General features: G+C 75.2%; 14 protein-coding genes. 8 read left to right on the top strand and 6 right to left on the bottom strand.

What is annotated here, in order from left to right; genetic code table 11:
* Positions 1-8: 8 nt before the first annotated feature.
* Positions 9-488: a MarR family winged helix-turn-helix transcriptional regulator gene (locus CRM73_RS15480; RefSeq protein WP_370658551.1), complete on the top strand. Its 480-nt coding sequence runs from the start codon at positions 9-11 to the stop codon at positions 486-488.
* A gap of 31 nt (positions 489-519) precedes the next feature.
* On the opposite strand, the gene CRM73_RS15475 is transcribed toward CRM73_RS15480, so the two are convergent.
* The 4 genes from CRM73_RS15475 to CRM73_RS15460 all read right to left on the bottom strand — a co-directional run bounded on the left by CRM73_RS15475 (position 520) and on the right by CRM73_RS15460 (position 4,824).
* The gene (locus tag CRM73_RS15475) at positions 520-1,023 is read right to left on the bottom strand and encodes a hypothetical protein (RefSeq protein WP_095649859.1); all 504 of its coding nucleotides are present in this window, start codon (positions 1,021-1,023) and stop codon (positions 520-522) included.
* 143 nt (positions 1,024-1,166) lie between these two features.
* Positions 1,167-2,324: an acetate/propionate family kinase gene (locus CRM73_RS15470; protein ID WP_095649858.1), complete on the bottom strand. Its 1,158-nt coding sequence runs from the start codon at positions 2,322-2,324 to the stop codon at positions 1,167-1,169.
* 67 nt (positions 2,325-2,391) lie between these two features.
* Positions 2,392-4,485, bottom strand: a complete 2,094-nt coding sequence (pta, locus tag CRM73_RS15465) for a phosphate acetyltransferase (protein ID WP_035925493.1) — start codon at positions 4,483-4,485, stop codon at positions 2,392-2,394.
* A gap of 81 nt (positions 4,486-4,566) precedes the next feature.
* Positions 4,567-4,824 carry a metal-sensitive transcriptional regulator gene (locus tag CRM73_RS15460; protein WP_017832999.1) on the bottom strand — a complete coding sequence of 86 codons (258 nt, stop codon included), beginning with the start codon at positions 4,822-4,824 and terminating at the stop codon, positions 4,567-4,569.
* 122 nt (positions 4,825-4,946) lie between these two features.
* Here CRM73_RS15460 and CRM73_RS15455 point away from each other — a divergent pair, with 122 nt between their 5' ends.
* The 6 genes from CRM73_RS15455 to CRM73_RS15430 all read left to right on the top strand — a co-directional run bounded on the left by CRM73_RS15455 (position 4,947) and on the right by CRM73_RS15430 (position 9,209).
* Entirely contained in the window at positions 4,947-5,516 is a 570-nt protein-coding gene (locus CRM73_RS15455) for a rhodanese-like domain-containing protein (protein WP_035925495.1), read from the top strand.
* 132 nt (positions 5,517-5,648) lie between these two features.
* Positions 5,649-5,966, top strand: coding sequence for a thiamine-binding protein (locus CRM73_RS15450; RefSeq protein ID WP_017833001.1), 318 nt, complete (start codon positions 5,649-5,651; stop codon positions 5,964-5,966).
* Between the two features lie 188 nt (positions 5,967-6,154).
* Positions 6,155-6,505, top strand: a complete 351-nt coding sequence (locus CRM73_RS15445) for a GNAT family N-acetyltransferase (protein WP_017833002.1) — start codon at positions 6,155-6,157, stop codon at positions 6,503-6,505.
* A complete protein-coding gene (locus CRM73_RS15440) occupies positions 6,502-7,401 on the top strand; it encodes a fused MFS/spermidine synthase (RefSeq protein ID WP_229588361.1) in 900 nt (299 codons plus the stop codon). Before CRM73_RS15445 ends, CRM73_RS15440 begins: the two co-directional genes overlap by 4 nt.
* Positions 7,391-8,290, top strand: coding sequence for a macrolide 2'-phosphotransferase (locus CRM73_RS15435; RefSeq protein WP_229588359.1), 900 nt, complete (start codon positions 7,391-7,393; stop codon positions 8,288-8,290). The genes CRM73_RS15440 and CRM73_RS15435 overlap by 11 nt, the downstream gene beginning before the upstream one ends.
* Positions 8,291-8,333: 43 nt before the next feature.
* Positions 8,334-9,209 carry a helix-turn-helix domain-containing protein gene (locus tag CRM73_RS15430; protein ID WP_095649856.1) on the top strand — a complete coding sequence of 292 codons (876 nt, stop codon included), beginning with the start codon at positions 8,334-8,336 and terminating at the stop codon, positions 9,207-9,209.
* A 268-nt stretch (positions 9,210-9,477) separates the two neighbouring features.
* Here the strand turns inward: CRM73_RS15430 and CRM73_RS15425 are convergent, their stop codons facing one another.
* Positions 9,478-10,413 carry an alpha/beta fold hydrolase gene (locus CRM73_RS15425; RefSeq protein WP_229588357.1) on the bottom strand — a complete coding sequence of 312 codons (936 nt, stop codon included), beginning with the start codon at positions 10,411-10,413 and terminating at the stop codon, positions 9,478-9,480.
* On the bottom strand, positions 10,410-11,957 hold the full coding sequence (locus tag CRM73_RS15420; RefSeq protein ID WP_229588355.1) for an NAD(P)/FAD-dependent oxidoreductase: 1,548 nt from the start codon (positions 11,955-11,957) through the stop codon (positions 10,410-10,412). Before CRM73_RS15420 ends, CRM73_RS15425 begins: the two co-directional genes overlap by 4 nt.
* 69 nt (positions 11,958-12,026) lie before the next feature.
* Between CRM73_RS15420 and CRM73_RS15415 the strand changes: the two genes are divergently transcribed.
* On the top strand, positions 12,027-12,382 hold a 356-nt coding region (locus tag CRM73_RS15415; RefSeq protein WP_229588353.1), incomplete at its 3' end, for an AraC family transcriptional regulator ligand-binding domain-containing protein.

The raw sequence follows: 12,382 nt of genomic DNA, 5'->3' as shown, positions 1-12,382 counted from the left end.
GCCGGCCGGTGACCGGCCACCCGGCGGCCGCGCCGGAGCCCGCGGCCGCGCCGGAGCCCGCCGCCCGCCCGTGGGACGTGTGGCAGCTGTTCTTCGAGACCACCGCCCGGCTGACCACGGAGATCGAGGCGCGGCTCAAGGAGCACGGCTGCTCGCTCATGGACTACCAGGTGCTCCTGCTGCTGCGCAACGCCGAGGACCACCGGCTGCGGATGGGGGAGCTGGCCCAGCGGCTGGTCTTCTCCCCGAGCCGGCTCAGCTACCAGATCGGCGTGCTGGAGAAGCGCGGCTGGGTGCGGCGCCGGCGCTGCGCCGAGGACGCGCGCGGCCTCGAGGCCGAGCTCACGGAGGAGGGGCTGCGCGCCTTCCGGCGCCTGCGGCCCGCCCACGCCCGCGACGTCGAGGAGCTGTTCCTCCGTGCGCTCGAGGGCGACGACGCCGACCGGCTGGCCGCCGTCATGGACCGGCTGGCCCGCCGTCTGGCCTGAGGACGGGGCTGCGGCGTCCCGGTCCGCGAGCTCAGCGCAGTGCCGCCCGCACGCCCGGCCGGGCGGCCACCACGAGCCAGGCCACGTCCACGACGGCCTTGAGCGCGCCCGTCACGAGCCCGATCGACGTGCCCGCCGGGACCACGAGCAGCAGCACGGCGTTGGCCACGGTGGTCAGGAGCGCCATGGACGCGAAGACGATGCCGAGGATCCACGCCCACTGCCGCTGCTCGCGCAGCGGGAAGTACACCAGGGCGTAGAGCCCGGCGGTGAACCCGAGGCCGAACAGGAGCGAGATGGCGAGGACGACTGTCCCGAACGCCCCTGCGGGCAGGCCGGTGTACTGCTCGGGCGCCGCCAGGTACCCCACCGCGCTGCCGAGGACCGCGACCACGAAGGACGCCACGGTGAGCCGAAGCAGCAGCCGCAGATCGGCCGTCACCGGGGGCCGGGGCGGGCGGGCCCTCGCGTAGGGAGGAGCGCCGGGCGGCGGCGGGCCGCCGTGGCCCCGGGGCTGGTGGGGCTGCTGGGACATCGTCGGTGCCTCCTGACGCACGGGCCTGACACGGGGAGGGCCCTGCGCAGGGCCCAGCACCGAACCTATCCGCTGGAATCGCCTTCGCGAACACCTGGCGGCGACGTGGCCCCGGTGCGGCGGAGCGTGACGCCCGGATCCGCTCAGGCGGGGGAGGTCCCGGCGGCGACGAGCGCCGCGGTCGCCGCCGCGATCGCCTGCTCCTCGTCGGTGGGCACCACGAGGACCTCCAGTGCGGATCCCGGCGCGGAGATCCGGCGGACCTCCCGCGAGCGGGCGGCGTTGGCGTCGTCGTCGAGCACGACCCCGAGGGCGCCCAGCCGCCCGCAGACGCGGGCGCGGAAGGCCGAGGCGTTCTCCCCGATCCCGGCCGTGAAGACCAGCGCCTGCGCGCCGTCCACGGCCACGTGGTAGCCGCCCACGTACTTCGCCAGGCGGTGGGCGGCCATCTCCAGGGCCAGCTCGGCGCGCTCGTCGCCGCGGTCGGCGGCCTCCTGGACGGCGCGCATGTCGTGGTCGCCGGCGATCGCCCGCAGACCGGACTCCTTGTTGAGCACGGCGTCGAGCCGCTCGGGGGTCATCCCGGGGTCCCGGCGCAGGACGGCCGTGACCACGGACGGGTCCAGGTCCCCGGTGCGGGTGCCCATCACCAGGCCCGCCAGGGGGGTGTAGCCCATCGACGTGTCGTAGGAGGCGCCGTCCTTGACCGCCGTCACCGACGCGCCGTTGCCCAGGTGCGCCACCACGCAGCTGAACCGTTCGCGCGGGACGCCCAGGAACTGCGCCGCCTGACCTGTCACCCAGTCGTGGGACGTGCCGTGGAACCCGTAGCGGCGGATCCCCCACCGCTCGTAGAACTCCTCCGGCACGGCGTAGCGCCACACGTGCTCGGGCATGGTGCGGTGGAACGCGGTGTCGAACACGCAGATCTGCGGCAGGTGCGGCCACGTCTTCTGGACGGCCCGCAGGCCCAGGACGGCGGCGGGGTTGTGCAGGGGAGCCAGCGGGACCAGCCGCTCGATGTCGCGGATGATCTCGTTGGTCGCGAGCACCGGCGCGGAGAAGCGCTCGCCGCCGTGGACCACGCGGTGGCCCGCGGCGTCGATCGTGCGCCCCTCCAGCTCGGTCTCGAGCCGCTCCGCGAGCAGCTCGAGCGCCTGCGTGTGGTCCGCGATCCGCGAGCTGCCGATGTTCTCGATCAGCCCGGAGGCCAGCACCGTCCCGCCGTCCGCACCGGCCTCGAGCTCCCGGACCTGGTACTTGAGCGAGGACGAGCCGCAGTTGACGACGAGCACGAGCATGGAGGACTCCCTGGGGCTGTGGCGACGGGCATGGGGACGGGGACGGTGCGAGCGGTGGGCCGGTGGGTCACATGCCCTGCGCCTGGATCGCGGTGATCGCGACCGTGTTGACGATGTCGTCCACGGTGCACCCGCGCGAGAGGTCGTTGACGGGCTTGCGCAGCCCCTGCAGCACCGGGCCCACGGCCACGGCGCCGGCCGACTGCTGGACGGCCTTGTAGGTGTTGTTGCCGGTGTTGAGGTCCGGGAAGACGAACACGGTCGCCCGGCCGGCCACGGCGGAGCCGGGCAGCTTGGAGGCCGCGATCGAGGCGTCCACCGCGGCGTCGTACTGGATGGGGCCCTCCACCTCGAGCCCCGGGTCCGCGCCGCGCACGATCTCGGTGGCCGTCCGGACCTTGTCCACGTCCTCGCCGGAACCGGACCCGCCGGTCGAGTAGGACAGCATCGCCACCCTGGGCTCCACCCCGAACTGGCGGGCGGTGCGGGCGGAGGCGAGCGCGATGTCCGCGAGCTGCTGGGCGTCCGGGTTGGGGTTCACGGCGCAGTCGCCGTAGACCAGGACGCGGTCCTCGAGGAGCATGAAGAACACGGAGGAGACGATCCTCACGCCCTCGGAGGTCTTCACGAACTCCAGGGCGGGGCGGATCGTGTTGGCGGTGGTGTGCGCGGCGCCGGAGACCATGCCGTCCACGTCCCCCATCTGCACCATCATGGTGCCGAAGTAGGAGCCGTCGAGCATCCGCTCCAGTGCCGTCTCCGGCTGCACGCCCTTGTGGGCGCGCAGCCGCACGTACTCCCCGGCGTACTTCTCGCGCAGCGCGTCGTCGTGCTCGAAGTCCACGAGGGTCAGCCCGTCCTCGGCGAAGTCGAGGTTGATGCCCTCCGTCTGGCACAGCTGGGCGATCCGCCCGGGGTCGCCCAGGACCGTGAGGTCGCAGAAGTTGCGGCGGTGGATCATCTCGGCGGCCCGCAGGATGCGGGGGTCCTCGCCCTCGGGCAGCACGATGTTCTTCCGGTCCGCCCGGGCCGTCTCGACGAGCTCGTGCAGGAAGCGCAGGGGCGTGCGCTTGGCCGGGCGCGGCAGGTCGAGCCGGCTCACGAGCTCCTCGCCGTCCACCCGCCGGGCCCACTCGCCGAGCGCGGCCGCGACCTTGCGCGGGTGCGCCCCGGAGAGGGTGCCCCGGGTCCGGGACACCTCCCGGGCGGCCCGGTAGGTGTCCAGCCCGGTGGTCAGCACGGGGAACGGCGCCGCGGCGGTGAGCTCCCGGATCCGCCCCTCGGTCTCGAAGCCGCCCGTGAGCAGCATCCCGGAGGGGACGGGCAGGGCGGGGGAGAGGGCGGAGGCCAGGGACGCGACGACGATGTCGGAGCGGTCCCCCGGCGTGATGACGAAGTCGCCGTCGGCGAGCTGCTCGAGGTAGTGGCCCACGGTCATCGCGGCGATCTTCACGCCCTTGACGTCCCGGTCCAGGGAGACCGCGGACGGGCCGTCCCCGAACCCGTGCCTGTCCCGCAGCTCGGCGACGGTCGGCGCGGCCACCGCCTCGTTCTCGGCGATGACGTACACGGGCAGACCCCGCACGCCGCGGGCGGCGTTGTGCTCGATCTGCTCCACCCAGTCGGGGCGGGCGCGGTTGACGATGACCGCGAAGATGTCGCACCGCACCTGGTTCAGCTCGGCCCTGGTGACCTCGACCGCGTTGAGCACGTCCTCGGGGCTCTCGGACTCGTCGGCGCCGATCACGGCCAGCACGGAGGCGCCCAGGTTGTTGGCCATCCGGGCGTTCATGTCGAACTCGGCGGTGGCCGCGTTGTGCGCCAGGAGGTCGGTGCCGTCCACCACGATCACGTCGCAGTGCCGGGCCATCTCGCCGTAGACGGTCACGGCCATCGCGTCGAGCTCGTCGTGGTCCCCCGCGGCGAGCAGCTCCCGGGTGCGCGCCAGGGAGATGCCGCCGCGGCAGCGCTCGTCCGGGAGGTCGAAGTTGCGCTTCATCAGCTGCACCATCGGGTCCTCCGCCGGGGTCTCCCCGAGGTGGACGGGCCGGAAGTAGCCCAGGCGGTCCGTCTTGCGGAACAGCGAGTCGGCCAGGCCGAGGGCCACGAGCGACTTGCCGGACTGCGGCGTCATGGCGCTGACGTAGATGCCTTGGGTCATGGTGGCGGGGTCCTCCGACGGTCGGGCTGGGTCCGTGCCCAGTCTAGGGCCCACCCGCCGGAGGGCCGGGTGCGGGGCCGCTCAGGCCAGGGAGAGGAACATCTTCTCCAGCTCGGCCTTGTCGAGGCTCGGGTCCTCCGAGCGCAGGCACTGGTCCAGGCCCGTGGCGATGATGGAGAAGCCGGCCTTGTCGAGGGCGCGGGAGACCGCGGAGAGCTGCGTCACCACGTCCTTGCACTCGCGGCTCTCCTCGAGCATGCGGATGACGGCGCCGAGCTGGCCCTGGGCCCGCTTGAGCCGGTTGATGGTGGGGGTGAGGTCCTGGGGGTCGAGTTGCACGGGGCGCTCCTGGGTGTGGTGGTTGCTCCGACGATTCTATACCCCCTGGGGGATCTTGCATACCCAGGGGGGTATAGTGCATCATGGAGTCACACCCACCGTCACCCGGAAGGAACTGCCGCATGACCTCGAAAGTCGCCCCCGCCGAGCTGAAGTCCTGGATCGAGTCCGGAGAGGAGGTCGCCGTCCTCGACGTGCGCTCCGCCGCCGAGTTCGCCGCCGAGCACATCGACGGCGCCTACAACGTCCCCGTCGACCTCGTGGCCGACCACGCGCAGGACATCGCCGCGGCCCTCGGCGGCAAGGTCGCCCTGATCTGCCGCTCCGGCGCCCGGGCCACCCGCGCCCAGGACATCCTCTCCTCGGCCGGCACCGAGAACACCTACGTCGTCGACGGCACCGTCGACGACTTCGAGAAGGCCGGCGGCGCGGTCGTCCGCGGCGCCTCGACCTGGGCCATGGACCGTCAGGTCCGCATGGTCGCCGGCTCGCTCGTGCTGGCGAGCGTGGTGGGCGGGCAGCTGGTCTCCCCGAAGCTGCGCGCCGTCGCCGCGGGCGTCGGCGGCGGGCTCGCGTACTCCGCGCTGTCCAACACCTGCGCCATGGCCAACGTGCTCTCGAAGATGCCCTGGAACCAGGGCGCCAAGGATCCCTCCAAGGACGCCGTGCTGGAGCAGCTCACCGCCCAGTGATCCGTCCAGTGATCCGCCGGGTCGACCCCGCGGACTGATCCGCCGGCCCCGCCGCCACGCCGTTCGCGTGGCGGCGGGGCCGTCGTCGTCCCCGGGGTTCACCCGGACGCCGCCGGGTGGGAGGATGGGGGCATGCTGGTTGCCTTCTCCGTCTCCCCGTCCGGCGGCGAGAACCCGAGCGGTTCCGTCCACGACGCCGTCGCCGCCGCCGTCCGCGTGGTCCGCGAGTCCGGACTGCCGCACGAGACCGACGCCATGTTCACCACGATCGAGGGCGAGTGGGACGAGGTCATGGACGTCGTCAAGCGCGCCACCGAGGCCGTGGGCCGCTACGGGCCCCGGGTCTCGCTCGTGCTCAAGGCCGACATCCGCCCCGGCCACACCGGTGAGCTGCAGGGCAAGGTCGAACGCCTCGAGGCCGCGATCCAGCGGCAGGCCATAGAGTCCTGAGCGCTGCCCCCGCGGCGGTCCGCCTGCGGACCGCAGGACCGTCCGACGCCGGGGCCTGGTCCGCCCTGCACCTGCGCTGCCTCGACGAGACCTACCGTCCGCTCTTCGGGGACGCCTTCGCCGACCGGCAGCAGGCCGCGGCCGAGCGCACCGCCGGCTACGACCTCGCCCTCCTCGCGGACCCGCACGTGCGCACCCTCCTCGCGGTCGACGACGACGGGGCCGCCCTCGGGCTGGTCTCCGCCGGCCCGGCCCCCGCCGCGTGGGAGGGGCGGGCCGGGGTGCCCGCCCCGCTCGTCCCGCTGCAGCTGTTCCAGCTCTACGTGCTGCGGGCCGCCCACGGCACGGGCCTCGGCGCCGCCCTGCAGGAGGCCGCGATCGGCTCCGCGGACGCGTACCTGTGGATCATGGACGGCAACGCCCGCGCGGAGCGCTTCTACGCCAGGCACGGCTTCCGGGCCCTGGCCGAGTCCTTCCCCGCCGGCGGGCCCTGGACCGGGCAGCGCATGCACCGCATGCTGCGGACGGGGACCGCGTGAGCCGCGCGTCCCGCCGCTCGCGCACGGCGCCGGCGCCCGCCGGGCCCACCGGCCCCGCGGCCGGGAGCTACGAGATCTCGACCGGCACCGCCGAGCTCGTCCCGGACGCCTACGCCCCCGGCTCCTGGGTGCTGCACGTCAACGGCGTCCCCTCCTCCCACGTGGACCCGGAGCACCCCGAGCGGCTGGACTTCGAGTACATGCGCTGGATCGCCGCGGTCGTGGACGCCCACCTCGCCGCCCGCCCGGACCCGGAGCGGCTGCGGGTGCTGCACCTCGGCGGCGGCGCCTGCTCGCTCGCCCGCTACCTCGCCCACGCGCACCCGGCGGCGCGGCAGGTCGTCGTCGAGCTCGACGGGCGGCTCGCCGAGCTGGTCCGGGAGTGGTTCGACCTCCCGCGCGCCCCCCTGCTGCGGATCCGGGTGGGGGAGGCCCGCGCCGTCACGGAGTCGCTGAGTCCGGCCACCCGGGACGTCGTGGTCCGCGACGTCTTCGCCGGCGCCGTGACCCCCGAGCCGCTCACCACGGTGGAGTTCGCCCGGCACGTGCGGCGCGTCCTGGCCCCCGGCGGGCTGTACGTGCTCAACTGCGGCGACACCCGGGACCTCGCCGGGGCGCGCGCCGAGCTCGCCGCGCTGTCCGAGGTGTTCGAGCACGTCGCCGCCGTGGCGGACCCGGCGATGCTCAAGGGCCGCCGCTACGGCAACATCGTGCTGGCCGCCTCCTCCGCCCCGCTGCCGCTGGAGCGCTCGCCCGGGGCGGCCGCGCTCGGCCGGGAGCTGCTCGGCGGCGCGGTGCCCGCCCAGTACAAGGACGAGGCGTGGGTGCGCTCCTTCGTGGGCGGCACCCCGCCGCGCCACGACCCGGTCGCCGAGGGGGCGCGCGATGGCGCCTGAGCCCGCGACCGAGCAGGACGTGCGCGGCCTCGCCCGGCGGCACGGCCTGGACCTGGAACAGGGGACCGTCCGGTTCGAGGAGGCGGGTCTGGACTACCGGGTGGCGTTCGCCGCCGCCTCCGGGACCGGCGAGCAGTGGGTGCTGCGGATCCCGCGCCGCCCCGACGTCGCGGCGAAGGTGGCCGACGAGCTGCGGATCCTGGACTTCGTGCGCCCGCGGCTCCCGGTCGCGGTGCCCGACTGGCGGATCGCGGGCCCGGAGCTCGTCGCCTATCCGCTGCTGCCCGGCCGGCCCGGTCTCACCCTCGACGCCGCGGGGCAGCCGGTCTGGCACTACGACACCGCCTCCCCGGAGCACGCCCGGTCCCTGGCGGAGGTCGTCGCGTCCCTCCACCGCCTCGACCCCGCCGCCGCCGCGGCGGCGGGGGTCTCCGCCGAGACTCCCGAGCAGGTGCGCCGGCGGTGGGCGGCCGACCTCGAGCGGGTGCTCGGGGGGTTCGACGTCGCCGCGGAGCTCGCGGCCCGGTGGCGGGCCTGGCTCGACGACGACGGGCTGTGGCCGCGCCGCACCGTCCTCACGCACGGCGAGCTCTATCCCGCCCACCTGCTGCTCGACGACAGCAGCCGCATCCTGTCCGTCCTGGACTGGACGACGGCCGGCGTCGGCGACCCGGCCCTGGACCTCATGTACCAGCACCTCATCGCCCCGCCCGAGTCCTTCGCGGCGACCGTCCGCGCCTACGAGGAGCTCACCGGCCGCCACGAACCCCGCCTCGCCGACCGCTGCGAGGCCCTCGTGGCCGCAGGACCCCTCAACTACGCCCTCTTCGCCCTGGCGTCCGGGGAACCGGGCCACCGCGAGGCCGCCGCCGCGCAGCTGCGTCCCTGAGGTCCCCACGCTCCACCGTCCGGCCGCGCCCTATCCTGGCGGGATGGACAACCGCACCGAGGTCCGCGACTTCCTCGTCTCGCGCCGGGCCAAGCTCACCCCGGCCCAGGCCGGTCTGCCGGCCGGGGGCAACCGCCGGGTGCCGGGGCTGCGCCGCTCCGAGGTGGCGGCCCTGGCCGGGGTGAGCGTGGAGTACTACGCCAAGCTCGAGCGCGGGGCGGTCGCCGGGGCCTCGGCCTCGGTGCTGGAGGCGGTCGCCGCCGCCCTGCGCCTGGACGAGACCGAGCGGGCGCACCTGCTCGACCTGGCGCGGGCGGCCGACGGCGTGTCCGCCGCACGGCGCCCGCGCCGCCGGGCGTCGCGGCAGGCGAGCTCCCGGCCGGGGCTGCAGTGGGCGCTGGAGGCGATCACCGGCGGGGTGGCGTTCGTGCGGAACCAGCACCAGGACCTGCTGGCCACCAACGCCCTGGGGCGCGCCTTCTACGCCCCGCTGCTCGGGGACGGCGGACGCACCCCCAACCTGGCCCGGTTCCAGTTCCTGGATCCGGCCTCCCGGGAGTTCTACCCGGACTGGGAGGTGTTCGCGAGCATGTGCGTGGCGATCATGCGCGCCGAGGCCGGCCGCGACCCGCACGACCGGGCGATGCAGGACCTGGTCGGGGAGCTGTCCACCCGCAGCGAGACCTTCCGCACCCTGTGGGCCGCCCACGACGTGCGCACCCACGGCACCGGCACCAAGCGCTTCCGCCACCCGGTGGTGGGGGAGCTGACGCTGGCCTACGAGGAGCTGGCCGTCACCGCCGAGCCCGGGCAGGTCCTCATGATCTACACCGCCGAACCGGGCTCGCCCTCGGCCGAGCGGCTCCGGCTGCTCGGATCCTGGGCGGCCGACCGGCACGCCGCCGTCCCCGAGCGCTGATCCGCGGCTGCGGCACGTGCACGGCGCGGCACCGGTGCGAGCCGCTCGCACCGGTGCCGCGCGCATCCTGGGTCAGTCCTGCAGCGCGAGCAGCGCCGTGCTGTCGGCCGCCGTGCCCGCCAGCTGCGGCGCCCACCCGTCGTCGCGCCCCTGTCGGTCGAGGGGTCGCCATCGGCGAGAACATGCCGCGCTGAACGTCGGAACGCGACCCGCCGCGTGTGCTGGGCGCGGAGGCGACCCCGCGGCGGCATTCCGGTGGGCTCGGGGATCAGCGGGAGGCGCGCGAGGCCTCGACCGACGACACGAACTCCCGGGCCAGCTCCACCAGCTCCTGGGTGCGCTCGATCTGCGGCATGTGCCCGGTGTCCGGGAAGACGTGCAGCCGGGCGCCGGGCAGGGCGGCGGCCGCGGCCTCGGCGTGGTGGGCCGGCAGCACGGCGTCGGCCTCGCCCCACACCACGAGCACGGGCAGGCCCGAGGCCCGCACCTTCTCCAGCAGGGCCCTCCGCCAGCCGGGCAGGACGCCGATCACCGGCAGCCCGATGCTCCGGTAGGTGCCCAGGAACGTGGCCCGGAAGTCCGGCTGGGCGCCCACCCGCGCCGCGTGCCGCAGCAGCTCCGGGGTGGCCAGGGCCGGGTCGAAGAAGCAGTTCTGGTTCGACCGCACCGCGGCGGCCCGCGCCAGCGGCCGGAACCGGCGGCCCACCACGGGCAGCCGGGACAGCCCCGCCCACACCATGGGCAGGGGGGAGACGTTGGCCTCCCGGCCGAACCCGGCGCTGTTGGCGAGCAGCAGCCCCGCGACCCGCCCGGGGTGCTCGGCGGCCACGGTCATGGCCACGGCGCCGCCCAGGGAGTTGCCCATGAGGTGCACCGGCCGCTGCTCGCCGAGCGCGTCGAGCACGCCGACCACGGCGCGGGCGAACGTCCCGAGCCCCGGCCGGTCCGCGCCGGCGGGGGTGAGCCCGAAGCCGGGGAGGTCCATGCTCAGCACGCAGTGGTCCCGCGCCAGCAGGTCGTGGGCGGCCGACCAGTCCTCGAGGCTCCGGCCGATGCCGTGCAGCAGCACGACCGGCGGCGCCTGCGCGGGCCCGGAGCGGCGGATGCGCACGGGCCGGCCGGCGACCTCCACCGTCGTCGTCGTGGCCCCCGGGGTGTCGGCGGGGGAGTCCGCGGCGGGGACGGGGGCGTGCCGGTCGGTCATGCGTGGGCCTCCTGCGGGCGGGCGCCGCGGCGGGCCGCGGTGCGGGGGATCAGGTCGAGGGTGCGGGAGAGCGGGGTGCGCAGGGTGGTCGCGGTGTCCAGCAGGTAGTTCTGCCGCACCCGCCACGGGTGCCGGTCGCCCTGGCGCGGGAAGGCGCCGATCGCGCGCCGGACGTAGCCGGAGCTGAGGTCCAGCAGCGGCTGCTCGGCCATGCCCCGGGGGGCGCGCGGCACCACGGCCCCGGCGTCGTGGCGCTCCAGGTGCCGCAGCACCCTGCACACCAGCCGGTGGGTGAGGTCCGCGCGCAGGGTCCAGGACGCGTTGGTGTAGCCGATGCACAGCGCGAAGTTCGGCACGCCGGTCAGCATCGCCCCGTTCCACACGAACTGCTCGGCGAGCTCCACCGGCGTCCCGTCCACGGTCAGGACGATCCCGCCGAAGGGGAGCAGCCGCAGGCCCGTGGCGGTGACCACGAGGTCGGCCTCGAGGACCCGGCCCCCGCTCAGCCGGACCCCCTCGGGCACGAACGTGTCGATCGTGCCGGTGACCACCTCGGCCCGCCCCCGCTTCAGCGCCTTGAACAGGTCCGCGTCCGGCACCGCGCACAATCGCTGGTCCCAGGGGTCGTAGGACGGGGTGAAGTGCTCGGCCACGAGCTCCTCGGAGCCGAGGATGCGCGCGGCCCGGGAGGTGAAGAACGCCCGGGCCGCGGCCGGGCGGCGGCGGCAGAACTGGTACACGGCCGTGCTGAACAGGATGTTCTTGGCGCGGATGACCCGGTGGGCGAGCCCCGCGGGCAGGAGCCGGCGCAGCGCGTCGGCCCGCCGGTCCAGGCCGGGCACGGCGCTGATCCACGTGGGGGAGCGCTGCAGCATGGTCACGCCCGCGGCGGTCCGCGCCATGGCCGGCACGAGGGTCACGGCGGTGGCGCCGCTGCCGACCACCAGCACGCGCCGGCCCGTCCAGTCCAGGTCCTCGGGCCAGAACTGCGGGTGCACCACCCGGCCGCCGAAGTCCTCCAGGCCGGGCAGCGCGGCGTCGTGGCCGCGGTCGTAGTCGTAGTAGCCGGCGCACGAGTACAGGAACGAGCACGTCATGCTGCGCCGGTGGACGGTGCCGTCCCCGTCCCGCACCTCGAGGCCCAGGCTCCAGCGCTGCTCGGCGCCGGACCAGTCGGCCGAGACCACCCGGGTGCGGAGGCGGAGGTGCCGGTCGATGCCGAACTCCTCCGCCGTCTCGTGGATGTACGCGAGGATCGACGGGCCGTCCGCGAGCGCCTGCGGGTCCCGCCACGGCTTGAAGGAGTAGCCGAGCGTGAACATGTCCGAGTCGGAGCGCACGCCCGGGTAGCGGAACAGGTCCCAGGTCCCGCCGAGGTCGTCCCGGGCCTCCAGCACGGCGTAGGACAGCTCGGGGCGCTCGGTCTGCAGGCGGTAGGCCGCGCCGATGCCGGACAGTCCGGCTCCGACGACGACGACGTCCCGGTGGTCGGTCCCGCCGGGGGTCTCGCGGGGCGGCTCGCTGGCGGTGGAAGGTGCTCGCATGCTTCCAGGATCGCCCGGCGCGCCCGCCAGGACTTGACGCTGCGCGACGATTGCTTGACCCTGGGCGACATGACGGTCATCCGGTCCGCGGGTCTGCGCGGCTTCCGCGCCGCGGTCGCGGAGCTCGGCGGGAACGCCGAGGCCCTGGCCGACGCCGCCGGGCTGCCCCGGTCGGCCCTGGACACCGACGACCTCCTGGTCCCCGAGCGGGCCGTCGCGCGGGTGCTGGAGACCGCCGCCCGGGAGCTGGCCTGCCCCGACCTGGGGCTGCGGGTCGCCGCCCGGCAGGACCCGGGCGTGCTCGGCCCCCTCGCGCTCGCCGCCCGCCACTCGGAGACGGTGCGCGACGCCCTCGAGTGCACCTCCCGCTACCTCTTCGTCCACGCCCCGTCCCTCGAGCTGGCGCTGGTGCCGGACCCCTACGG

It is taken from the genome of Kocuria sp. CCUG 69068, from assembly GCF_020833785.1.
GTDB lineage: Bacteria > Actinomycetota > Actinomycetes > Actinomycetales > Micrococcaceae > Kocuria > Kocuria rosea.
The sequence above is the reverse complement of the archived record's forward strand: the minus strand, read 5'-3'. Positions and strand labels throughout refer to the sequence as shown.

Coding starts and splice junctions, on each gene's coding strand:
- CRM73_RS15475 (WP_095649859.1), bottom strand. CDS start 1,023: ATGTCCCAGCAGCCCCACCAGCCCCGGGGCCACGGCGGCCCGCCGCCG.
- CRM73_RS15470 (WP_095649858.1), bottom strand. CDS start 2,324: ATGCTCGTGCTCGTCGTCAACTGCGGCTCGTCCTCGCTCAAGTACCAG.
- pta (WP_035925493.1), bottom strand. CDS start 4,485: ATGACCCAAGGCATCTACGTCAGCGCCATGACGCCGCAGTCCGGCAAG.
- CRM73_RS15455 (WP_035925495.1), top strand. CDS start 4,947: ATGACCTCGAAAGTCGCCCCCGCCGAGCTGAAGTCCTGGATCGAGTCC.
- CRM73_RS15450 (WP_017833001.1), top strand. CDS start 5,649: ATGCTGGTTGCCTTCTCCGTCTCCCCGTCCGGCGGCGAGAACCCGAGC.
- CRM73_RS15435 (WP_229588359.1), top strand. CDS start 7,391: ATGGCGCCTGAGCCCGCGACCGAGCAGGACGTGCGCGGCCTCGCCCGG.
- CRM73_RS15430 (WP_095649856.1), top strand. CDS start 8,334: ATGGACAACCGCACCGAGGTCCGCGACTTCCTCGTCTCGCGCCGGGCC.
- CRM73_RS15425 (WP_229588357.1), bottom strand. CDS start 10,413: ATGACCGACCGGCACGCCCCCGTCCCCGCCGCGGACTCCCCCGCCGAC.
- CRM73_RS15420 (WP_229588355.1), bottom strand. CDS start 11,957: ATGCGAGCACCTTCCACCGCCAGCGAGCCGCCCCGCGAGACCCCCGGC.